The following is a 22,386-nucleotide window of genomic DNA, read 5'->3' on the forward strand; positions in this document are numbered from 1 at the left end:
CGCGCCCTACTCGGCTTCGATGCCGGCCGCCTTCACGATGCGGCCCCATTTCTGCGACTCGGCCGTCTGGAACCTGGCGAGCTCTTCGGGCGAGGTGGTGAACACCTCGGTGCCGGTGGGCTCGTAGAAAGCCGTCTTCGCGGACTCGCTCTTCGCGGCCTTCACCAGCAGCTCGTTGAGCCGCTTGACCACGGCCGGCGGCGTCTTCGCAGGCGCATAGGCCGCGAACCAGTAGCCCATCTCGTAGCCCTTCACGCCGGCTTCCGAGATGGTGGGCACCTCGGGTGCGAGCGGCGAACGCGCGGCGCTCGAAACGCCCAACGCGCGCAGCTTGCCGGCCTTGACCTGCGGCAGGCCGGTGGCCGCGTCGGTGATCATCATGTGGATCTGGCCGCCCAGCAGGTCGGTGACGGCCAGCGTATTGCTCTTGTAGGGCACGTGCAGCAGCTTGATGTCGGCCATCTGCTGCAGCAGCTCGCCCGCCATGCGGCTGGACGAACTGCCGCTGCCGAAGCTGTACTTGCCCGGCTCCTTCTTCGCGAGCGCCACGAACTCGGCCACGCTCTTCGCAGGGAACGACGGGTTCACCACCATGATCTGGCCGCCCTTGCCGAGTGCGGTGACGGGCGCGAAGTCTTTCACCGGGTCGTAGGGCAGCTTCTTGAACAGGTGCTCATTGGCGGCATGCGTGGTGTTGGTGGTGATCAGCACGGTGTAGCCATCGGCCGGCGCCTTGGCCGCCTGCTGCGAGGCAATGAAGCCGCTCGCGCCGGCCTTGTTGTCGATCACCACGGGCTGCTTCGTTTCGGCCGTGATGCTGTTGCCCAGCGCACGCGCGATCTGGTCGGTGGCGGTGCCGGCCGCAAAGGGCACGACGAAGGTGATGGGCTTTTCCGGGAAGGCCTGCTGCTGTGCGTGGCCCAGCAGCGGCACCAGGGCCAGCGCGGCGGCCGAAAGGGTGAGGGAACGTCGTTTCATTGTTTTGTCTCCGGATGGATGGCTGGTAAAAAAATGGATGGCTGCCGCTACGGCCCCGCCAGCAGCGGCACGAGCGCGCGCGGCACGCGGATGGGCATGTCGAGCAGCAGGAAAGACAGCGCCTTGCCGTGCGCATCGAGGTTCAGCGCATCGTTGACGCCGCCGTCGAGCACCGCGTCGAGCACGAAGTTCATCGCATGCAGCCGGGGCAGCAGGAAGCGCTGCACCCGCGCCGGTGCGCGGTGGCGGAACTGCATCGACACGCGCTCGGGCGTGAGCTGTTCGGCCAGCAAGGCATACAGATCCGCGTGCCAGGCGATCACGCTGATGTTGGAGCGGTCGCCCTTGTCGCCGGTGCGGCCGTGGGCCGCGCGGTAGAGCGGCACTTCGATCATGTCGCCGGTCGATGTGTTCATGCCAGGGCCTCTGCGCCGAGCAGTTCGAAGCGCACCGGCACCGCTTCGCGCGGCAGCAGGCACGACAGGGTGTTGAGCCGCGGCGTGAGCGCTGTGCGCACGCCGCCGCCGCCCGCGGGTCCGCAGGTGTAGAGCGCCATGACCTCGCGCGCCAGGCGCTCGGCCTGCGCGCGCTCCGCATGCGTGGCCGCCACGCGCAGGCGCACGTCGCGCAGGCCCGTGTCGGGCGTGTCCGCGAGCATGCGGCCGGCGTCGTCGCCCAGGATGCTCAGCGCACCGATCAGGTCCACGCGCAGCGCCAGCCCGTCGAGCCGCTTGCGCAGCACCTCGGCCGCGAGCCGGGCGCGCGCCTCGGCACGCGGGCCCGCGTAGGAGATTTCTCCCTCGGCGAGCCAGCCGCCTTCGTGGCAGACGTTGACCTTGTAATGGCTCGGCCGCGCGTGGCCGCGCACGCCGGAGAGTTCGACGCGATCGCTGCCGGGCAGCGCGCGCACCTCGGCTTCGGCGATGTCGGCCACCACGTCGGGCGTGAGGTAGGCGCTCGGGTCGTGCACTTCGTAGAGCAGTTGCTCCTTCACGGTGGCTTCGCTCACGAGGCCGCCGGTGCCGTCGGCCTTGCCGATGGTGCATTGGCCGTCGGCATCGATCTCGGCAATCGGGAAGCCCACGTTGTCGAGCCCCGGCACGTCCTTGTAGCCCGGATCGGCGAAATAGCCGCCGCACACCTGCGCGCCGCATTCGAGCAGGTGGCCCGCCATGGTGGCGCGGCCCAGCCGGTGCCAGTCGTCGGCGCGCCAGCCGAAGTGCGACATGGCGGGGCCGACCGCAAGCGAAGGGTCGGCCACGCGGCCGCACACCACGATCTGCGCGCCGGCGTCGAGCGCGGCGGCGATCGGCTCGGCGCCGATGTAGGCATTGGCGCTGACGATGCGCAGGCCCTCCATCTGCGCGCCCAGCGTTTCATGCAAGAGCGCGCGGTGCGCAGGGCCCGAAAGATCGTCGCCCTCGACCACCGCGATGCGCGGCGCATCGGCGCCCAGTTCGCGCGCCATGCGGGCGATGTGGCGGGCCGCGGCGCGCGGGTTGGCCGCGCCGAAGTTGCTCACGATGCGGATGCCGTGCGCGAGGCAGCGCGCCAGCACGGGCCGCAGCATGGCGTCGAGCAAGGGCTCGTAGCCGGCGTCGGGGTTGTCGCGGCGGCGCAGTTGGGCGAGCGCGAGCGTGCGTTCGGCCAGCGTCTCGAAGATCAGGAAGGCACGCTGGCCGGCCGGGCCGCCGGCGAGCCGCGCGATCAGCGTGTCGACCACCGGCCCAGCCGCATCGGTGCGGTCGCCGGAAAATCCGGCCGCGCAGCCGATCAGCAGTGGAGGCGGTGCATTGGCATTCATCGAGGCGGACTTTAGGCAGCCCGCCATCATCCGTAAAATCGAAAATTCGGATCAATTGATCTGAATTCCAGATCGCCCGAAAAATCTCACTGGTCGAGCCGGATGCCACGCCTGGCGATGATCGCGCCCCATTTGCGGCCCTCGCTGTCGATGAACGAGCCGAACTCCTCGGCGGAGCCGCCGCCCGCCACCAGGCCCTGGTTGGCCAGCAGTTCGCGCACGGCGGGCTCCTGCAGCACCGTGTTCACATCGGCATTGATGCGGCGAACCACCTCGGGCGGCGTGCCGCTCGCGCTGAAGAGGCCGTTCCAGGCCAGCGACTCGAAGCCCGGATAGCCCGACTCCGCCACGGTGGGCAGGTCCTTCATGAGCTCGGAGCGCTTCGCGCTCGTGACCGCGAGCAGCTTGATGCGCTTGCCCTGCACGAGCGGCAGCAGCGCCGGTGCCACGGTGAACAGCGCCTGCGTGTCGCCGGCCGCCACCGAAAGGCCCGCCGGCGGCGATCCGGCATAGGGCACGTGCACCGCCTCGATGCCGGCCACGCTGCGAAACAGTTCCATCGTCAGGTGCGATGAACTCCCCGCGCCCACCGACGCATAGCTGAACGGGTGGCCCTGCTTCCTGGCCCACGCCACGAATTCCGGCAGCGTGTTGGCAGGGTTGCCGGCCTGCACCGCCAGCACGTTGGGCTGCGAGGTGGTGAGCACGATCGGCATCAGGTCGCGTGCGGGCGCATACGGCATGCGGCTGTACATGTAGGGGCCGAAGGCGATCGGTCCGTTGAAGCCGATGCCCAATGTATGGCCGTCGTTCGGCGCCTTGGCCACGGCGTCCATGCCGATCAGGCCGCCCGCGCCGGCCTTGGTCTCGATCACGATGGGCTGCTTCCACAGGGGGCGCAGCCGGTCGGCCAGCGTGCGCGCGATCAGGTCCAGCGAACTGCCGGCGGGCGCGGGAACGATCAGGCGCACGGGCTTGGTCGGCCACTCCTGGGCGGAAGCGGCCATTGCCGATGCGCAGGCAAGGAGGAATGCGGCGAGCTTGCTCTTGTTCATTTCGAATCTCTGCTTGAGCCCGCCACCTTACATCGGCCAGGTGCGGCGCCGGCCGGCGCTCCACGCAAAAAAGCCGGGCCCGCTTTCGCAGGCCCGGCCTTCTTGCCTTTCTGCAACTACAGTGGCAGCGCATTGCCGCGTGCGGCGGCATAGGCTTCGGCCCGCACCGTTGCGCGGTCCACCGCACCGGCGACGATCGGCGTGGTGCCCGAGGAGGCAGCTTCGGCGTACGGGTCCGGTGCGCGTGCGGCGGCCACCGCTTCGGCACGCACGGTGTCGCGGTTGTTCATGGCGACCGGCGGATGCATCGGGCCTGCATCGACACCCGTGGCATAGGGATTGCCAATGCGCGCGGCCACCACGGCCCCGGCAGCCACGTTGGCGCGGCTCTCGGCGGTGGTCAGGGGATGGACGCCTTCATAGGTTTCGGCACGGACGGCGCCGGCGGCGGCAGCGAGGGCCACTGCGATGGCAGAAAGACGCTTGGCGTTGGAGATGGTCATTCGGATTTCCTTCGATTCAATGATTGGATGGAGGGAGGCTGCGAACCGTTCTTGCTTTTTGGGCTGGTCCGTGAAATCGATTTTGCGATGGCATCCAGGTACAACCTCATGGCGCACGCAATCCCGGCAATCGCGACGTGGAAACAGCCGGCCGCCCTTTGAAGCGATGCGCGAAAGCTGATAGCGATCGGGTCGCGGGCCCGCACGACCGAGGCCCTTCGCGCCGCACAGGCATGATGCGGTCTACCAGATCGGCCCGGAAAGCCTGAGGGCCTTCCTCTCGACCCGCCCGCTGGACCCGATGGAGCGGTACCAATGAAAGCACCACCACGACTGCAGTCGCTGGTCGACGAAGGCCTGATCGACACGGTGGTCCGCCAGCTGATGAGCGGCAAGGAAGCCATGGTCTACGTGGTGCGCTGCGGCGAGGAGACGCGCTGCGCCAAGGTCTACAAGGAAGCCGACAAGCGCAGCTTCCGCCAGGCCGTCGACTACACCGAGAACCGCCGCGTGCGCAATTCGCGCGAAACGCGCGCCATGGCCAAGGGCACGCGCTTCGGCCGCCAGGTGACCGAGGCCATCTGGCAAAGCGCCGAGGTCGATGCGCTCTACCGCCTGGCGGCGGCCGGCGTGCGCGTGCCCGTTCCCTACAACTTCCTGGAAGGCGTGCTGCTGATGGAGCTGGTGACCGATGCCAACGGCGATGCGGCCCCGCGCCTGAACGACGTGGCCTTCACGCGCGAGGAAGCCGTGCAGCACCACGCCAGCCTGCTGAAGGAAGTGGTGCGCATGCTGTGCGCGGGCGTGGTGCACGGCGACCTGTCGGAATTCAACGTGCTGCTCGCGGCCGACGGCCCGGTGGTGATCGACCTGCCGCAGGCGGTGGATGCGGCGGGCAACAACCATGCAAAGCGCATGCTGCTGCGCGACGTGGACAACCTGCGCAACTTCTTCGGCCAGTTCGCGCCGGAGCTCCTGGGCACGCACTACGGCGACGAGATCTGGCACCTGTACGAGCGCGGCCTGCTGCGCGTCGAGTCGGTGCTGAGCGGCACGCATGCGCGCGACACCGGCCCCGTCGACCTGGGCAACGTGCTGCGCGAGGTGGACGACGCGCGCGAGGAAGAAGCGGCGCGGCGCCTGCGCATGCAGCTGCCCAGGCTCTGACGCGGGCCGGCGCGGCCGTCAGGGCCGCTCGTTCTTCAGCTCGCGCAGCTGCGCCTCGGCATGTTCGAGCTCGGCCCGCAGCGCGCGGATGTCGTGCTCCAGCTTGTCAATGCGCGCCGCGCGGCTTTGCGGCGGCTCCGATGCCCGGCAGCGCGCCCGCAGCGCGTCCAGGTTCTCGGCGAGCTGCCGGCGGCGCAGCATCTGGCCCCTGGAGCGGGCCAGGTCCATGTCGTGCTCCAGCGCGGCCTCTTCCGCTTCGCAAGATGAAGCGGCGCCCTCCGCCGGCTCCGCGGCCTGGGCGAATGCGGGTGCGGCCAGGGCCAGCGCCATTCCCAGGAACCAGCGCTCCATGCGCAGTTCGCGCCGCACCCATCGAAGAAGGCCACCATGCCAGGCGAAATCCATTGCACCCACTCCGTTCCATCGGCCTGCCAATGCATGCCGTGGCGCATTCTGTCTCAGGCCAGCGCCTCCACGCACAGCGCCGTGACCTTTCCTGCGACCGAGGGATGCGCATGAAGCGCATGCAGCGCCAGGTCCATCGTGCCCTGCCGCACCGGCTGCGTGAGCACCAGCAGCTGCGCGCCCATGCCGGGCTGCGCAGCCGCCAGCGCCACCTGCTGCACCGGCACCTGCTGCCCCGCCAGCCAGCCCGACACCGCCTCGATCTGGCTGGCGGCATGCACGGGGATGCGCAGGTAGTGCGCGCCGCATGCCTCGGCGCGGGGCAACGCCGGCAACGCGCTCATCGCATGCGCATGGAAGCCCAGGTGCGGCACGCGCTGCGCGGCATGGGTGCCGTCCAGCCGCGCCACATCGACCAGGTCGGCAATCACCGCCGATGCGGTCTGTTCGGAGCCCGCGCCGGCGCCGTAGTACATCGTCACGCCGGACGCATCGCCCTTGACCATCACGGCGTTCATCGACCCGCTCACATGCGCCATCAGGTGCGATGCGGGCACCAGCGCGGGCTGCACGCGCAGCTCCACGCCCTCCTCCCGGCGCCGCGCCACGCCCAGCAGCTTGATGCGGTAGCCCAGCTGCTCGGCACAGGCCACGTCCACCCGCTCGAGTGCCGTGATGCCTTGCACCTGCACATCGGCAAGCCGCACGGTGGTGCCGAAGGCATTGGCGGCCAGCAGCGTGAGCTTGTGCGCGGCGTCGATGCCTTCGATGTCGAAGGCCGGATCGGCCTCCGCATAGCCGAGCGCCTGGGCCTGCGCGAGCGCGGCTGCGAAGTCCAGGCCTTCATCCCTCATCTTGCTCAGGATGAAGTTGGTGGTGCCGTTGATGATGCCCGCCACCCACTCGATGCGGTTGGCCGCGAGGCCCTCGCGCAGCGCCTTGACAATGGGAATGCTCACCGCCACTGCGCCCTCGTAGGCCACGGCCACCCCATGCCGCCGGGCCGCGGCAAAGATTTCGGCGCCATGCACCGCCAGCAAGGCCTTGTTGGCCGTGACCACGTGCTTGCCGTGCGCGATGGCGGCCAGCACCCATTCGCGCGCCGGGCCGGTGCCGCCGGCCACTTCCACCACCACGTCGACATCGGGATGGGTGGCCACGCGCAGCGGGTCGTCCGTGAGCGGAACATCCGCGCCCACGATGGCGGCGGCGCGCACCAGGTTGCGCGCGGCCACCATCACCAGCTCGACGGGCCGGCCCGCCCGGCCCGCGATCTCGGCCTGGTTGCGCGCCAGCACCCGGAATGTGCCCGAGCCGACGGTGCCGATGCCGATCATCCCCACGCGCAGCGCACGGATGGCCGCGGGGCGGCTGGGCAGGGGTTCGAGGGACTGGACTGGATCGCGGTACATGGACATCTCCGGATGAAAAACAAGAAACCCAGCTGCCAGAGCTGGGTTTCATTCATTCGGAGAAGAAGAGCGATACACCAGGTGGCTGCCGAAACGGCCACCTGCGCGTGCTCAGGTGGCCGCGGTGGTAATGGTGGTAATCATTCGTGCAACCAATGACCCCTCCGCCCGCGCGAAGGCAGGCGGCATCATGCGGGCCATGGAGGCTGCGCAGACGGTAGAGGGGAAGGATTGGCACGGCATGAAGCCGCCAGTGTACAGGAGCGGGCCGGACCCGCTTCGACGGCTGGCGCGCCCAGCCTGCGGAATTTCGGGGAGCAGGCCTACAGCAGGCGAGCGGCCGCAGGCCTAGTGTGGTGGGCAAAGAACTGCATCATCCAGGAGGCAGCATCATGAAGAATTTCGTTCTGGAGCCCCGCATGCGCTCGAGCATCGGCGGCGCTTTCTACCCCACAGGCTATTCGATGGTGATGTTCCCGAGCACGGAGGACGCCAACCGCATCGGCCACAAGCTGATCGAGAACGGCGTGAGCGGTGACGAGATCTACCTGATTCCCGCGGCCACGATCCTGGAGGAGATCACACCCACCGTGAGGGAAGCCGACGAGCCGCTGCCGTCGGCCGGAACCGACGCAGCCACCGTGCGCGCCTACACCAAGCTGGCGCGCGAAGGCCATGCCGGCCTCCTGGTCAGGACGAAGCACGAAGAGGACGCCAACCGCCTGATGGAACTGGTGCGCACCGTGCCCTATTCGATCGCGCAGCGCTATCGCACGCTGGTCATCGAAGACCTCTGACCGAATCCCCCTGCTCGATCGATCCGCTGGCGGCTCAGGCGGCCGCCGCTGCGCGCCGCACCACGTCGCGCGCCATGGCCTGCGCGAGTTCCTGTTCGCCCAGGAAGACCGTGGCGGCCATCTCGCGGGTCAGCAGCCCGGCTTCTTCCTCGTTGTGGCTGCGGATCACGGTTTCGATGGCCGGATTGAGGGTGCGGGCGGTTTCCATCATCTGCCGCACGTTCATGGCGTCCGGGATGGCCACCACCAGCACGCGGGCACGCGCGATGTGCGCCTGGATCAGCACGGCCGGATCGGCCGCGTCGCCCCAGACGGCCGCCACGCCGGCCTCGCGCAGCTTCTCGACCAGCTCGCGGTTCTGCTCCGCCACCACGTAGGGAATGTCGTGCGCCTCCAGCTCGGACGCGATGCGGCGCCCGACGCGGCCATAGCCCACCAGCACCACCTGGCGGGACAGGTAACGGGCTTCGGTGGTGGTCGGCAGTTCGGCCAGCGGATGGTCGTGCGATTCGAGGCTGCGCGCCGCCGGGAAGCGGCCGTGCAGCCATTTCTCGATCGGTGCGACCAGGCTGAACCACAGCGGATTGGTGGCAATGGAAATCAGCGCGCCGGCCAGGATCAGGCTCTGCCCTTCCACCGGCAGCAGGCCGAGCGAGACGCCGAGCCCCGCAAGAATGAACGAGAACTCCCCGATCTGCGCAAGGCTCGCGCTCACGGTGAGCGCCGTGCCCAGCGGATAGCGGAACGCCAGCACCAGCGCGCAGGCGGCCAGCGACTTGCCCAGCACGATCACGCCCACCACCGCCAGCACCTGCAGCGGCCGATCGACGAGCACCGAGGGATCGAAGAGCATGCCCACCGACACGAAGAACAGCACCGCGAAGGCATCGCGCAGCGGCAGCGACTCCTGCGCCGCGCGGTGGCTGAATTCGGATTCGCGCATCACCATGCCCGCGAAGAAAGCGCCCAGCGCGAACGACACGCCGAACAGCGCCGCCGACGCAAAGGCGATGCTGACTGCGGCCGCGATCACGCACAGCGTGAACAGCTCGCGCGAGCCGGTGCGCGTGACCTGCCAGAGAATCCAAGGAAACGCGCGCCGCCCCACCACCAGCATCAGCGCCACGAACCCGCCCACCTGCAGCAGCGTGACGCCGAGCGTCTGCCACAGCGGATCGGCGTTGGCCGAATCGCCCGCCTGGCCGCCCAGCGCCCCCGCGAGCGGCGGCATCAGCACCAGGACCAGCACCATGGCCAGGTCCTCGACCACCAGCCAGCCGACCGCGATGCGCCCGGTGAACGAATCGAGAATGCCCAGGCTCTCGAGCGCGCGCAGCAGCACGACCGTGCTTGCCACCGACAGCGCCAGGCCGAAGACCAGCGCCTCGCCCCATGACCAGCCCCACCAGAGCGCCAGCGCACCGCCCAGCAGCGTGGCCACCGCGATCTGCGCGAGTGCGCCCGGCAGCGCGATCTTGCGCACCGCCAGCAGGTCGTCGAGCGAAAAATGCAGGCCCACGCCGAACATCAGCAGCATCACGCCGATCTCGGCCAGCTGCGCCGCAATGCCCGCATCGGCCACGAAGCCCGGCGTGAAGGGCCCGATGATCACGCCCGCGAGCAGGTAGCCCACCAGCGCCGGCAGCCGCAGCCGCAGCGCCAGGAAACCCAGCACGAGCGCCAGCCCCAGGCCGGCGGCAATCGTGTTGATCAGGGAAACGCTGTGGGGCATTGCTCCATTTTGCAGGAACGATGCGCCCCTTTCGTTTCACACGGGCATCAATCGGCCATCTTTGCGATGCGTGCGCCTTCGAGCACTTCGGGCTCCTGCGACTCGACCCAGCTCTCGTTGTTGAGCCCGGCGTGCAGCCGCTCGGTGTCGAGCTCGTTGGTCCACTTGGCCACCACGATGGTGGCCACGCCGTTGCCGATCAGGTTGGTCAGTGCGCGCGCCTCCGACATGAAGCGGTCGATGCCCAGGATCAGCGCCAGGCCCGCCACCGGCACATGGCCCACGGCCGACAGCGTGGCCGCCAGCACGATGAAGCCGCTGCCCGTGACGCCCGCCGCGCCCTTGGAGGTGAGCAGCAGCACGGCCAGCAGCGTGATCTCCTGCATCAGCGTCATCGGCGTGTTGGTGGCCTGCGCAATGAACACGGCCGCCATCGTGAGGTAGATGGAGGTGCCGTCCAGGTTGAACGAGTAGCCGGTGGGAATCACCAGGCCCACGCAGGTCTTGTTGGCGCCCAGGTTCTCCATCTTCTCCATCATGCGCGGCAGCACCGATTCGGAGGACGAGGTGCCCAGCACGATCAGCAGCTCTTCCTTGATGTACTTGATGAACTTCCAGATGCTGAAGCCGTGGAAGCGCGCAATGAGCCCGAGCACCACGAAGATGAACAAGAGGCAGGTCAGGTAGAACGTGCCCATCAGCTTGCCGAGCGAGAACAGGCTGCCCAGGCCGTACTTGCCGATGGTGAAGGCCATCGCGCCGAAGGCGCCGATGGGCGCCAGCTTCATGATGTAGCCCACGATCACGAAGAGCACGTGCGAGCCCTTCTCGATCACGTCGAACACCAGCGTGCCGCGCCCGCCGAAGCGGTGCAGCGCAAAGCCGAACAGCACCGCGATCAGCAGCACCTGCAGGATCTCGCCCTTGGCGAAGGCGTCGACCAGCGTGCTGGGGATGACGTTGAGCAGGAAGTCGACCGTGCCCGTCATCTTGCCCGGGCCGGTATAGGACGCGAGCGCCTTGGTGTCGAGCGTGGACGGGTCGATGTTCATGCCCGCGCCGGGCTTGAGCAGGTTGACCAGCACGAGGCCCACCACCAGCGCGATGGAGCTCACGATCTCGAAGTACAGGAGCGCCAGGCCGCCGGTCTTGCCGACCTTCTTCATGTCCTCCATGCCTGCGATGCCCACCACCACGGTGCAGAAGATGATCGGCGCGATGATCATCTTGATGAGCTTGATGAAGCCGTCGCCCAGCGGCTTCATGGCCTCGCCCAGCGCCGGCTGGAAGTGGCCGAGCAGCACGCCGATGATCACCGCCGTGATCACCTGCACGTAGAGCGAACGATAGAGCGGGAGCTTTCTGGTGGGTGTGATTGTTGTGTCTGCCATGTTGCCTCCGGAGGGTTGGAAACTGTAGAACCGAATCGACCGCTTCTCTGATACGTAGAAGCCACATCGCAGAAATGAAAAAACCCGCCTCGGCGGGTCTTTTCGATCAGCTTCTCGTCAGCATGATCAGTGCATGTGCAGGCCGCCGTTGACCGAGAAGTCGGCGCCCGTACTGTAGCCGCCCTCGTCGGTGGCAAGCCACGCGATGATGGAAGCAATTTCGCTCGGCTCGCCCAGGCGCTTGACCGGAATGGTGGCCACGATCTTGTCGAGCACTTCCTGGCGGATGGCCTTGACCATGTCGGTGCCAATGTAGCCCGGGCTCACGGTGTTGACCGTGACGCCCTTGCTCGCCAGCTCCTGCGCCAACGCCATCGTGAAGCCGTGCATGCCGGCCTTGGCCGCCGAATAGTTGGTCTGCCCCGCCTGGCCTTTGGCGCCATTGACCGAGCTGATATTGATGATGCGGCCCCAGCCCTTCTCGACCATGTCGCCCACCACCTGCTTGGTGACGTTGAACATGCTGTTGAGGTTGGTCTCGATGACCGCGCTCCAGTCCTCGGGCGTCATTTTCAGGAACATGCGGTCCCGCGTGATGCCGGCGTTGTTGACCAGCACGTCGATGGGGCCGTGCGCTGCCTTGGCGGCGGAAAAGGCCTCGACGGTGGACTGCCAGTCGCCGACATTGCCGACCGACGCATGGAACTCGAAGCCCAGGGCTTTCTGCTCGGCCAGCCACTTGGCATGGTCGCGCGTGGGGCCGCAGCCTGCGACGACAGTGAAGCCGTCCTTGTGAAGGCGCTGGCAGATGGCTGTTCCGATGCCACCCATGCCCCCGGTGACATATGCAACTTTCTTGCTCATGATTTTTTCCTTGATGTGTGCGAAAAGCCTGAACGGCCGCCTTCACTCTAGCGAGTTTCAAGCCGTCGAACTCTGAGGAAAACACTGAGCCGAGCTTGCAACCAGCTGTCACGGCGCGGCCGCATGTGCAACCATATTGCATAAGTCCGCCGCCGTCCCGCACACCCCTTTGCTTCCAAGGAGTTCGAAAGTATGAATTTCGAAAACGCCGGGCAACGCCCCCATGCCTGACACCGCCGGCCTCGAGCCGCTTTCCATCCTCGCCGGCCGTGTCGGCGCCATCCTGCGCGAGCGGCGCCAGACGGTGGCGGTGGCCGAATCCTCGGCCGGCGGGCTGGTGTCGGCCGCCCTGCTCGCCATCCCGGGCGCCTCGGCTTTCTTCCTCGGCGGCGCGGTCGTCTACTCGCGCCGGGCCGGAAAAGCGCTCTTGGGACTGACGGCCGAAGACATGGCCGGCATGCGCGCGGAAACCGAACCCTATGCCAGCTTCATTGCAGGCAGGATCCGGGGCAGCCACCGCGCCACCTGGGGCATTGCCGAAAGCGGCGCGGCCGGCCCGTCCGGCAGCCCCTATGGCGACGCGCCGGGGCATGTGTGCGTGGCCGTCGCCGGAGAGGCTGCGGCCAGCCGGACGATCGAAACCGCCGATGCGGACCGCGCGTCGAACATGGACGTCTTTGCGCGGCAACTGCTCCTGCTGTTCCACCAGACGCTGCTGGCGCAGGATCGCCGAGCGCCAGGCTCCTAGTCCGCCTGCACCCCCGCCGCCTTGATCACCTTCCCCCACTTCTCGGTCTCGGCCGCCAGGTGGGTGCGCAGCGCTTCGGGCGTCACCTTGTCCATCGGCACCGCCTCGGTGCTCAGATCGGCGAAGCGGTGCTTGACCATGTCGTCCTGCAGCGCGGCGCGCAGGGCCGTGTTGAGCTTTTCCATCACGGCCGGCGGCGTGCCCTTGGGCGCGTAGATGCCGTGCCACACCTTCACGTCGAAACCCTTCAGGCCCTGCTCGTCGAGCGTGGGAATGCTGGGCATGCTGGACAGGCGCTTCGGCGTGGTCACGCCGAACACCTTGACGCGGTTGCCGTCCTTGATGACCGGCGCGGTCTGCGTGGTCTGGTCGCACAGCAGGTCGACCTGTCCGCCCATCAGGTCGTTAAGCGCCGGGCCGGCGCCCTTGTAGGGCACGGTGGTGAGCTGCACCCCGATCTGGTGCGCCAGCAGCATGCCGCACAGCTGCGAGACCGCGCCGATGCCGGCGTTGGCAAGCGTGACCTTGTCCTTGTTCGTCTTCACGTAGGCCAGCAGTTCCTGGAAGTTGCTGGCCGGAAAGTCCTTGCGCGAGAGCAGGGTCATGGGCACGTCCATCACCTGGCCCACGTATTCGAAGTCCTTCAGCGGGTCGTAGTTGAGCTTCTTGTAGAGCGCGGGCGCGGTGGCCATGCCCATGTGGTGGATCAGGATGGTGTAGCCGTTGGGCGCCGCCTTGGCCACGCGCGCGGGCGCGATGGTGCCGCCCGCGCCCACGGTGTTCTCGACGATCACGGTCTGCCCGAGCGACTTGCCCATGGGAATCGCGAGCATGCGCGCGACCACGTCGGTGGGGCCGCCGGCCGAGTACGGCACGACCATGGTGATGGGCTTCTCGGGCCAGGGCGCCTGCGCCGCGGCCGGCGCTTGCACGGCCAGCAGGCCTGCGCCCAGCGATGCGGCCAGCAGGGTGCGGCCCTTCCAGTTCTTCTTCAGATTCACTTGCTTGTCTCCTTGGTTGTTGGATGGCTGTCTTGTTCCGCAGCGAGCGCCTGCAGCCGTTCGGCCAGGCGAACCACCGGCGCGTCGACCATGCGGCCGTCGAGGCTGGCGACGCCGCCGCCAGCCGACCGCACGGCCTCGATCACGCGGCGCGCCCATGCGAGCTCGCTGTCGCTCGGGCCGAGCGCGGCCTGCACCGGCGCAACCTGGTCGGGGTGGATGCACAGCTTGGCGCCGAAGCCGCCGCGCCGCGCGCGTGCGGTGTCGGCGGCCAGGCGTTGCGCATCGCGCCAGTCGGCCGTCACGCCGTCGATCGGCGCGGGCAGCCCGGCGCGGCGCGAGGCCAGCAGCAGCGCGAGGCGCACCGGCACCAGCTCGGCTTCGTCCGCATCGCAGGCCAGCCCGACATCGGCCTGGAAATCGAGGTTGCCAAAGGCGAGCCGCAGCACCTGTGGCGCCGCCGCGAGTTCATCAACCGCCGCAAGCCCGGCCGCCGATTCGACGAGCGGCACGAGCACGCCTCGGGGGCCGATGGCTTCGGCCAGCAGCCGCAGGTCGCCGCCCCGCTCCGCCTTGGGCAGCACCACGCCCGCAATCAGCCCCTGCAAGACCAGCCCGGCCACGGCCGCGCAGTCGTCCTCGTGCCACGGCGTGCCTGCGGCATTGATGCGCACCAGCAGGCGCTGCCGGCCGGCCGCGGGCAGCGCGGCGAACGACGCCGCGAGGCCTTCGCGCGCCGCGGCCTTGCGCTCGGGCGCCACCGCATCCTCCAGGTCGACGATCACCGCGCCCGCGCCGGTGGCCAGCGCGCGCGCGTGGCGCTCGGGCCGGTCGGCCGGCACGAAGAGAAAGGCGCGCGCCAGCGCGAGCGCTGCCGTGCTCACACCGCCCCCGCCTCGCGCAGCGCCGCGATGTCCGCCTCGCTGCGGCCCAGGCTGCGCAGGATGGCGTCGGTGTGCTGGCCCACGGCCGGTATCGCGTCCATGCGGTAGTCGAAGGCGCTCTGGCGGCCGGCCGGCAGCAGCGCCGGAATGTCGCCGGCCGGCGAGCCCACCTGCCGCCAGCGCTCGCGCGCCTGCAATTGCGGATGCGCCCACAGCCCGGCCATGTCGTTCATGCGTGCGTTGGCGATCTGCGCCGCATCGAGGCGCTCGACCACCTGCGCGGTACCGAGCGCGGCAAAGGTCTCGACGATGATCGCGCGCAGCGCGTCGCGGTTCTCGTTGCGTCGCGCATTGCTGTCGAAGCGCGCGTCGGTGGCAAGCCCCGCCTGCTGCAGCACCTTCTCGCAGAACACGCGCCATTCGCGCTCGTTCTGCAGGCCCAGCATCACCGTGCCGCCGTCGCCCGCGGGAAAGGGACCGTAGGGATAGATGGTGGCGTGCGAGGCCGCGCTGCGCGGCGGCGGCGGCGCGCCTTCGTAGGCGTAGTACATCGGGTAGCCCATCCACTCGGCGAGCGATTCGAGCATCGACACGTCGATGTGCGAGCCCTTGCCGGTCTTGCCGCGCTGCAGCAGCGCCGCGAGGATGCCGGTGTAGGCGTACATGCCCGCCGCGATGTCGGCGATGGAATTGCCCGACTTGCAGGGATCGTCCGGCGTGCCCGTGACCGAGAGAAAGCCTGCCTCGCTCTGGATCAGCAGGTCGTAGGCCTTCTTGTCGCGGTACGGGCCGTCGTCGCCGTAGCCCGAGATATCGCAGACGATGAGCCGCGGATGCAGGGCCTGCAGCGCTTCCGCGCCCAGGCCCATGCGCGCGGCCGCGCCGGGCGCGAGGTTCTGCACCAGCACGTCGGCATCGGCCACCAGCGCCTGCAGCACCGCGAGCGCGGCGGGCTGCTTGAGGTCGAGCGTGAGGCTTTCCTTGGAGCGGTTCACCCACACGAAGTGCGAGGCCTCGCCGCCCACGCGTGCGTCGTAGGCGCGCGCGAAGTCGCCGGCGCCGGGGCGTTCCACCTTGATGACGCGGGCGCCGAGGTCGGCCAGCTGCCGGGTGCAGAACGGCGCGGCGATCGCGTGCTCGAGCGAAACCACGGTGATGCCGTCGAGGGGTCTTGTCATGGACGTGTTTTCCATTTTTTTCATGCGAGCACGGCCGTGGCCTGCATCGTGAGCCAGCCATCGGCGTCCTCGCCCCAGAGGCTGAAGGTCTTGCCGTCCGTGCTGCCTTCGACCGGCTTGCCGTGCACGCGGAACGGCGCAATGTCGAAGGTCGGCCGCACGGCGCGGAACTCGAAGCGCGCGAGCTGCGCGCCCGGCACGTTGCGGCGCAGCAGGTCCACGAGCAGCGTCGCGATCAGCGGGCCGTGCACGATCAGGCCCGGATAGCCCTCGACCTGCGTCACGTAGCGGCGGTCGTAGTGGATGCGGTGGCCGTTGAAGGTGAGCGCCGAATAGCGGAACAGCAGCACGTCGTCGGGCACGATCTCGCGGCTGAAGGCGGCGTCCTTCGGCGCCGGCGTGGGCGGCGGCGCCTTCTCGCCGGGCGCGGCCGCGGCGCGGTAGACGATGTCGTGCTCCTCGGTCAGCGCAAGGCCGCGTTCGTTGCGCACTTCATGGCGCACCAGCACGAACATCAGCTCGCCCGTGCGGCCCAGCTTGTGGCTGACCGAGGCGATGGTCGAGGTGCGCTCGGCCCTGTCACCCACCTGCAGCGGATTGCCCGGCTCCCACGCCAGCCGGCCGCCGGCCCACATGCGGCGCGGCAGCGGCACGGGCGGCAGGAAGCCGCCGCGCTTCGCATGGCCGTCCTCGCCGATCTCGGATTGGCGATGGTGCGGCAGGAAGTAGAGCCAATGCCAGAGCTCGGGCAGGCGCGTGCCGGCGGCGGGCGGTGCGTCGTCGCGGTCGAGCGTGGCCGAGAGTGCGCGCACGGGAGCGGCGGTGATGTCGTCGGCCAGCGTTTCGCTGCGGCCTTGCCAGGCCTGGAGCTTGGCGAGCGTGCCGCTGTCGATCGCGCCGGAGGACTTTTCTTGGACGGGATTGCTCATGGGTTCCTTCAGTCAACTGCTGCGCCGGAGGCCTTGACGATGCGCGCCCACTTGGCGAGGTCGTCCTGCAGCAGTTTCGAGAATTGATCGGGCGTGGTGGGCGCCGCGATCTCCACGCCCTGCTGTTCAAGCTTGTCGCGCAGGTCCTTCGCGGCCAGCGCCTTGCGCGTCGCGTCCTGCAGCGTGGCGAGCACCTCGGGCGGCACGCCCGCTGGCGCGAACAGGCCGATCCAGAGCGTGCCGTTGTAGCCCGGCACGGCCTCGGCAATGGCAGGCACCTCCGGCAGCACTGGCGAGCGCTTCTCGCCGCTCACGGCCAGCGCGCGCAGCTTGCCGGCCTTGATGTGCGAGAGCGCCGAAGGCAGGCTCGCGAACACGATCGGCAGCTGCCCGCCGAGCACGTCGTTGAGTGCGGGCGCCACGCCCTTGTACGGCACGTGCTGCAGCGAGATACCGGCCATGCTGTTGAGCATTTCGCCCAGCAGGTGGTTGAGCGTGCCGTTGCCGGCCGAGGCGTACTGGTAGTTGGCGCCCTTCTGCCGCGCGAGCTTCAGGAACTCGTTGAAATCCTTCGCGGGAAACGAGGGGTTGACCAGCAGCACGTTGGGCACCGCGCCGATCAGGCCCACGGGCTTGAAGTCCTTCACCGGATCGAAGCCCGGGTTCTTGTAGAGCGCCGGGTTGATGGCCTGGCTGCTGCTGATGGTCATGAGCAGCATGTAGCCGTCCTTCGGGCCCTTGGCGACCAGTTGCGTGCCGATGTTGCCGCCCGCGCCCGGCCGGTTGTCGACCACCACGCTCGCGTTCATCAGCTCGCCGATCTTCTGGCCCACGAGGCGGCCCACGATGTCGTTGGTGCCGCCCGCAGCCTGCGGCACGACGAGCGTGACGGGGCGCGAGGGGTAGGGCTGCGCGGCAGCCGGAACCGCAGTGCAGAGCGCTGCCGCGGCAAGGGAAAGAAGCGCCAGTGCGCGGAATGTCATTGTCTTTGTCTCCATGGCCGCATGGTGTTCTGCCGCGGCAGCGTGCGCAATCTGCGATTTCGAAACCCAGGCTTCTGAAATACCGAAGGCTCGGGCTTTACGATGGCGCCATGCTTTTCGACCTGACCGACCTGCGCCTCTTCGTTGCCACGGCCGAGCTCGGCAATCTCACGCGCGCGGCCGAGCGGCAGCACCTGTCGCTTGCGGCGGCCAGCGCGCGCATCAAGGCGCTCGAAAACCAGGCCGGGCTGCAGCTGCTGCAGCGCGAAGCGCGCGGCGTGCGCCTGCTGCCGCCGGGGGAAGCCTTCCTGCACCACGCGCGCCTCGTGCTGCACCAGACCGAGCAGCTGCGCGCCGACCTGCTCGAATACGGCGGCGGCCTGCGCGGCCACCTGCGCGTGTTCGCCAACACCACGGCGGTGACCGATTTCCTGCCTGAAATCTTGCCGGGCTTTCTTGCGCGCAATCCGCGCATCAACGTCGACCTTCAGGAAAAACCGAATGCTCAGATCCCGCGCGGCGTGCTCGACGGCCGCGCCGACATCGGCATCGTGGCGGGCCGCGTCGACACGCTGGGCCTCGAAGCGATCCACTTCAGCACCGACCGGCTGGTGCTCGCCACCTCGCGCAAGCACCGCTTCGCGAAGCGCCGCAGGATTTCATTTGCGGAAACGCTCGACGAAGACGCCATCGGCATGCAGCAAGGCAGCACCTTGCAGACCTTTCTGGCGCAGATCACCGACAACCTCGGCAAGCGGCAGAAGCTGCGCATCCAGCTCGGCAGCTTCGACGCCATGTGCCGGATGATCGGCAGCGGCGTGGGCATTGGCGTGGTGCCGGAGTCGGCGGCGCGGCGCAATCAGGAAAGCATGCGGCTCGCGCTGATCGATCTCAGCGACGCATGGTGCGTGCGGGAGCGCTACCTGCTGGTGCGCGACCGGGCGGCACTGCCGATCTATGCGCAGGCGCTGGTCGAGACGCTGTGCCAGCACTACGCCGTGGAGCAGGCCGCTGCCGGCTGAGTGCCACAAATCAAGGACTTGCGGGCGAATTCTGAAGAAGCCGATGCCATCCCCATTTTCCGTGGACAACTTTGGGGATAACTGATGTTCTTCCTTGTAAAGCCGATCTAACTTGTTGTTTTACAAGGGGAATAATCAGTTTGCTCAAAAATTGGGCGGTGAACAAAGTGGGCCACGGTCCGCCGCAGTGATCTGTTGCTGTTGTTCTTGTTCGGGGCGCGTGCACAGGCCACCGGGTACTCCCCTCCGCGAATGTCCCCCGCCTTCGGCTCCTCCTTTATTTCGCTGCGGGGAGCACCCGATGCCCTGGGCACAAGGCACGCTCTGGGTGCACAGCTGATCAACGACGCTCTGATCACGCTCCCGCCGATGGGGTGCCTTGCGCAGCGAAATCAAGGAGGAGCCCGAAGGGCGGGGGACATTCGCGGAGCAAGGTACCCCGTCGGCGGGAGCGCGCCCCGAACGGCCGCGCACCCGAAAGAGATGTGCGCGACCCGAGAGCGCGAAACCTATCGCTCGATCGTCAGCGCCACGCCCATGCCGCCGCCGATGCACAGCGACGCAATGCCCTTCTTCGCGTTCTGGCGCTGCATCTCGTGCAGCAGCGTCACCAGGATGCGGCAGCCCGACGCGCCGATCGGGTGGCCGATGGCAATGGCGCCGCCGTTCACGTTGACCTTGTTCACGTCCCAGCCCATTTCCTTGTTCACCGCGCAGGCCTGCGCCGCGAAGGCCTCGTTGATCTCGAGCAGGTCGAGGTCGGCGGCCTTCCAGCCGGCGCGCTGCAGCGCCTTGGTCGACGCCGGCACCGGGCCCATGCCCATGATCGCCGGATCGAGGCCGGCCGTGGCGTAGCTTGCGATGCGGCCCAGCGGCTTGAGGCCGAGCGCGGCCGCCTTCTTGGCCGTCATCACCATCACGGCGGCGGCGCCGTCGTTCAGGCCCGAGGCATTGCCCGCGGTCACGCCGCCGGCCTTGTCGAACGCAGGGCGCAGGCCCGCCAGGCCTTCGGCGCTGGTCTTGCGGTTGATGAACTCGTCCTTGTCGAAGACGATCGGGTCGCCCTTCTTCTGCGCAATGCTCACGGGCACGATCTCGTCCTTGAACTTGCCGGCGTCCTGCGCAGCCGCGGCCTTGGTCTGGCTGCCGAGCGCGAGCTCGTCCTGCGCGGAGCGGTCGATGCCGTACTTCTTGGCCACGTTCTCGGCCGTGATGCCCATGTGGTACTGGTTGTAGACGTCCCACAGGCCATCCACGATCATCGTGTCGACCAGCTTCCAGTCGCCCATGCGCTGGCCGTTGCGCGAATTGGGCAGCACGTGCGGCGCGGCGCTCATGTTCTCCTGGCCGCCGGCAATCACGATCTCGCTGTCGCCCGTGGCCACGGCCTGCGCCGCGAGCATCACGGCCTTCAGGCCCGAGCCGCACACGGCGTTGATGGTGAGCGCCGGCGTTTCCTTGGCGCCGCCGCTCTTGAGCCATGCCTGGCGCGCGGGGTTCTGCCCCGCACCGGCGGCCAGCACCTGGCCCATGATGGCTTCGCCGACCTGGTCGGCCGTGAGATTGGCGCGCGCGATCACTTCCTTGATCACGAGGGCGCCCAGCTCGGTGGCTGCAATGCCGGCGAGCGAGCCGCCGAACTTGCCGACCGCCGTGCGTGCAGCCGAAACGATGACGATGTCTTCCATGAGGTTCTCCGTTGAAGTGATTTGGATTGAAGCGGTGCGGGTAACTCGTGCGTGCGTGTCCGGGATCAGGCCCTGGCCTTGACGTAGCGTCCCGGCGCCGGCTCGATGGCCTTGTAGGCCTTGCCGTTGCCGTAGGCCTTGGGCGCCGGGACCTGCTTGCCCGCATGGCCCTTGAGCCATTGGGCCCAGTCGGTCCACCAGCTGCCGGGATGCTCGGTGGCGCCGGCCAGCCATTCGGCCTGGGTCTTGGGGAACTTGCCGTCCTCGCGCGTCCAGTGGCTGCGCTTTTTCTTGGCGGGCGGATTGATCACGCCGGCGATGTGGCCCGAGGCGCCCATGACGAAGCGCTTCTTGCCCGGCAGCAGCTGCGTGGAGGCATAGGCGCCGCCGATCGGCACGATGTGGTCTTCGCGCGAGCCGTAGATGTAGGCCGGGATGTCGATCCTGCCGAGGTCGATCTTCTCGCCGCAGACCGTGAGCGCATTGGGCTTGGCGAGCTTGTTCTCGTGGTAGGTGTTGCGCAGGTACCAGGTGTAGAACGGGCCCGGCAGGTTGGTGGCGTCGCTGTTCCAGTAGAGCAGGTCGAAGGGCGGCGGGGTCTCGCCCTTCAGATAGTTGCCGACCACGTAGTTCCAGACCAGGTCGTTGGGCCGCAGGAAGCTGAAGGTCGAGGCCAGGTCCATGCCCGGCAGCAGGCCGCCCTTGCCCAGCTGCATTTCGCGGTACGCCACCATCGCCTCGTCCACGAAGATGTCGAGGATGCCGGTGTCGCTGAAGTCGAGAAAGGTGGTGAGCAGCGTGACCGAAGCGGCCGGCTTTTCGCCGCGCGCCGCCAGCACGGCCAGCGCGGTGCTCAGGATGGTGCCGCCCACGCAGAAGCCCAGCGCATTGATCTGCTTGCTGCCGCCGATCTCCTGCACGAGGTGGATCGCCTTGATGGCGGCATTCTCGATGTAGTCGTCCCAGGTGGCGTGGGCCAGCGACTCGTCGGGGTTGCGCCAGCTCACCACGAACACGCGGTGGCCCTGCTCGTTGGCATAGCGGATCAGGGAGTTCTCGGGCTGCAGGTCGAGGATGTAGAACTTGTTGATGCACGGCGGCACCAGCAGGAACGGCCGCTCGTAGACCTTGGCCGTGAGCGGCTTGTATTCGAGCAGTTGGAAATACTCGTTCTCGAACACCACGGCGCCCTCGGTGGTGGCCACGTTGCGCCCCACTTCGAAGGCGCTTTCGTCGGTCATGCTGAGGTGGCCCTGCTTCACGTCGTGCAGCAGGTTCTGGATGCCCTTGGCAATGCTCTCGCCCTGCGTGTCGATGGCTTTCTTCTGCGCCTCTGCGTTGAAGGCGAGCGAGTTGCTGGGCGATGCGGCCGCCATCCACTGCTCGACCGCAAAACGCATGCGCGCCTTGGTCTTTTCGTCGGCGTCGATGGCCTCGGCCATGCTGAGCAGGGTGCGGCCATTGAGCAGGTAGACCGCCGCCGAGAAGGCCGCGAGCGGGTTGCTGCCCCAGGCTTCGCCGGCAAAGCGCCTGTCGCTCTCGGGCCTGGCGTCTAAGCCGCGGCGCCAGAGCTCGGTGGCCTCGGCCATGTATTGCTGCTGGATCGACTGCAGCTTCTCGGGCGCGATGGAGACTTTCGGCAATTCAGGCAGCGTTGCCCCCGGAGGCAATTGCCACAGCGGCGTGCCGCCGCCGTTGAAGGCCGAGGCCCCCTGTACGGCGGACTGCTGGAGCGATTCCAGCGCCTTGGTCCATCCCTCCGAAAGAGCCTGCTGGAGGGGCGCGAACGCGTCGGCCCCCGTTGCTTGTTGCTTCATCATGTCTCCTGGTCCTCACCTGAATCGA

At 68.2% G+C, this 22,386-nt stretch carries 21 protein-coding genes; 4 read left to right on the forward strand and 17 right to left on the reverse strand.

What is annotated here, in order from left to right:
• Positions 1-6: 6 nt before the first annotated feature.
• From AC1DMS_RS27205 to AC1DMS_RS27225, 5 genes are all read right to left on the reverse strand, one after another.
• Positions 7-978, reverse strand: a complete 972-nt coding sequence (locus AC1DMS_RS27205; protein WP_012747173.1) for a tripartite tricarboxylate transporter substrate binding protein — start codon at positions 976-978, stop codon at positions 7-9.
• 47 nt (positions 979-1,025) lie between these two features.
• Positions 1,026-1,394: an AtuA-related protein gene (locus AC1DMS_RS27210; protein WP_012747172.1), complete on the reverse strand. Its 369-nt coding sequence runs from the start codon at positions 1,392-1,394 to the stop codon at positions 1,026-1,028.
• Positions 1,391-2,782, reverse strand: a complete 1,392-nt coding sequence (locus AC1DMS_RS27215) for an acyclic terpene utilization AtuA family protein (protein WP_041945468.1) — start codon at positions 2,780-2,782, stop codon at positions 1,391-1,393. The genes AC1DMS_RS27210 and AC1DMS_RS27215 overlap by 4 nt, the downstream gene beginning before the upstream one ends.
• 86 nt (positions 2,783-2,868) lie before the next feature.
• Positions 2,869-3,837, reverse strand: coding sequence for a tripartite tricarboxylate transporter substrate binding protein (locus AC1DMS_RS27220; protein WP_012747170.1), 969 nt, complete (start codon positions 3,835-3,837; stop codon positions 2,869-2,871).
• Positions 3,838-3,953: 116 nt separating this feature from the next.
• Positions 3,954-4,340: a hypothetical protein gene (locus AC1DMS_RS27225; protein WP_012747169.1), complete on the reverse strand. Its 387-nt coding sequence runs from the start codon at positions 4,338-4,340 to the stop codon at positions 3,954-3,956.
• 315 nt (positions 4,341-4,655) lie between these two features.
• On the opposite strand from AC1DMS_RS27225, the gene AC1DMS_RS27230 reads away from it, so the two are divergent.
• On the forward strand, positions 4,656-5,507 hold the full coding sequence (locus AC1DMS_RS27230; protein ID WP_012747168.1) for a PA4780 family RIO1-like protein kinase: 852 nt from the start codon (positions 4,656-4,658) through the stop codon (positions 5,505-5,507).
• A gap of 18 nt (positions 5,508-5,525) precedes the next feature.
• Here the strand turns inward: AC1DMS_RS27230 and AC1DMS_RS27235 are convergent, their stop codons facing one another.
• Both AC1DMS_RS27235 and AC1DMS_RS27240 read right to left on the reverse strand, forming a co-directional pair.
• Positions 5,526-5,912, reverse strand: a complete 387-nt coding sequence (locus AC1DMS_RS27235) for a DUF1090 family protein (RefSeq protein ID WP_012747167.1) — start codon at positions 5,910-5,912, stop codon at positions 5,526-5,528.
• Between the two features lie 53 nt (positions 5,913-5,965).
• Positions 5,966-7,324 carry a homoserine dehydrogenase gene (locus tag AC1DMS_RS27240; protein WP_012747166.1) on the reverse strand — a complete coding sequence of 453 codons (1,359 nt, stop codon included), beginning with the start codon at positions 7,322-7,324 and terminating at the stop codon, positions 5,966-5,968.
• A 392-nt stretch (positions 7,325-7,716) separates the two neighbouring features.
• Between AC1DMS_RS27240 and AC1DMS_RS27245 the strand changes: the two genes are divergently transcribed.
• Positions 7,717-8,121 (forward strand): hypothetical protein, encoded by a 405-nt coding sequence (locus AC1DMS_RS27245; protein ID WP_012747165.1) that lies wholly within the window; start codon positions 7,717-7,719, stop codon positions 8,119-8,121.
• A gap of 34 nt (positions 8,122-8,155) precedes the next feature.
• Here AC1DMS_RS27245 and AC1DMS_RS27250 read toward each other — a convergent pair whose 3' ends face one another.
• The 3 genes from AC1DMS_RS27250 to phbB all read right to left on the reverse strand — a co-directional run bounded on the left by AC1DMS_RS27250 (position 8,156) and on the right by phbB (position 12,108).
• Positions 8,156-9,853 (reverse strand): cation:proton antiporter domain-containing protein, encoded by a 1,698-nt coding sequence (locus AC1DMS_RS27250; RefSeq protein ID WP_012747164.1) that lies wholly within the window; start codon positions 9,851-9,853, stop codon positions 8,156-8,158.
• A 47-nt stretch (positions 9,854-9,900) separates the two neighbouring features.
• On the reverse strand, positions 9,901-11,244 hold the full coding sequence (locus AC1DMS_RS27255; protein WP_012747163.1) for a dicarboxylate/amino acid:cation symporter: 1,344 nt from the start codon (positions 11,242-11,244) through the stop codon (positions 9,901-9,903).
• 126 nt (positions 11,245-11,370) lie between these two features.
• Positions 11,371-12,108 (reverse strand): acetoacetyl-CoA reductase, encoded by a 738-nt coding sequence (gene phbB / locus AC1DMS_RS27260; RefSeq protein WP_012747162.1) that lies wholly within the window; start codon positions 12,106-12,108, stop codon positions 11,371-11,373.
• Positions 12,109-12,331: 223 nt separating this feature from the next.
• Between phbB and AC1DMS_RS27265 the strand changes: the two genes are divergently transcribed.
• On the forward strand, positions 12,332-12,856 hold the full coding sequence (locus AC1DMS_RS27265) for a CinA family protein (RefSeq protein WP_012747161.1): 525 nt from the start codon (positions 12,332-12,334) through the stop codon (positions 12,854-12,856).
• Here the strand turns inward: AC1DMS_RS27265 and AC1DMS_RS27270 are convergent.
• The 5 genes from AC1DMS_RS27270 to AC1DMS_RS27290 are packed head-to-tail and all read right to left on the reverse strand — an operon-like array spanning position 12,853 to position 17,831.
• Positions 12,853-13,857, reverse strand: coding sequence for a tripartite tricarboxylate transporter substrate binding protein BugD (locus AC1DMS_RS27270; RefSeq protein WP_012747160.1), 1,005 nt, complete (start codon positions 13,855-13,857; stop codon positions 12,853-12,855). The genes AC1DMS_RS27265 and AC1DMS_RS27270 overlap by 4 nt on opposite strands.
• Positions 13,854-14,741, reverse strand: coding sequence for an HpcH/HpaI aldolase/citrate lyase family protein (locus tag AC1DMS_RS27275; protein WP_418147160.1), 888 nt, complete (start codon positions 14,739-14,741; stop codon positions 13,854-13,856). The genes AC1DMS_RS27270 and AC1DMS_RS27275 overlap by 4 nt, the downstream gene beginning before the upstream one ends.
• Positions 14,738-15,919: a CaiB/BaiF CoA transferase family protein gene (locus AC1DMS_RS27280; protein ID WP_041945650.1), complete on the reverse strand. Its 1,182-nt coding sequence runs from the start codon at positions 15,917-15,919 to the stop codon at positions 14,738-14,740. The genes AC1DMS_RS27275 and AC1DMS_RS27280 overlap by 4 nt, the downstream gene beginning before the upstream one ends.
• A gap of 20 nt (positions 15,920-15,939) precedes the next feature.
• The gene (locus AC1DMS_RS27285) at positions 15,940-16,848 is read right to left on the reverse strand and encodes an HTD2 family dehydratase (protein ID WP_012747157.1); all 909 of its coding nucleotides are present in this window, start codon (positions 16,846-16,848) and stop codon (positions 15,940-15,942) included.
• 8 nt (positions 16,849-16,856) lie between these two features.
• Positions 16,857-17,831, reverse strand: coding sequence for a tripartite tricarboxylate transporter substrate binding protein (locus AC1DMS_RS27290; RefSeq protein WP_012747156.1), 975 nt, complete (start codon positions 17,829-17,831; stop codon positions 16,857-16,859).
• A 110-nt stretch (positions 17,832-17,941) separates the two neighbouring features.
• Here AC1DMS_RS27290 and AC1DMS_RS27295 point away from each other — a divergent pair, with 110 nt between their 5' ends.
• Positions 17,942-18,853: a LysR family transcriptional regulator gene (locus AC1DMS_RS27295; RefSeq protein WP_012747155.1), complete on the forward strand. Its 912-nt coding sequence runs from the start codon at positions 17,942-17,944 to the stop codon at positions 18,851-18,853.
• 509 nt (positions 18,854-19,362) lie between these two features.
• Here the strand turns inward: AC1DMS_RS27295 and AC1DMS_RS27300 are convergent.
• The gene (locus AC1DMS_RS27300; RefSeq protein WP_012747154.1) at positions 19,363-20,541 is read right to left on the reverse strand and encodes an acetyl-CoA C-acetyltransferase; all 1,179 of its coding nucleotides are present in this window, start codon (positions 20,539-20,541) and stop codon (positions 19,363-19,365) included.
• Between the two features lie 65 nt (positions 20,542-20,606).
• Positions 20,607-22,358, reverse strand: coding sequence for a class I poly(R)-hydroxyalkanoic acid synthase (gene phaC / locus AC1DMS_RS27305; protein WP_012747153.1), 1,752 nt, complete (start codon positions 22,356-22,358; stop codon positions 20,607-20,609).
• Positions 22,359-22,386: the final 28 nt, after the last annotated feature.

This window comes from Variovorax sp. 05T418 (assembly GCF_056396385.1).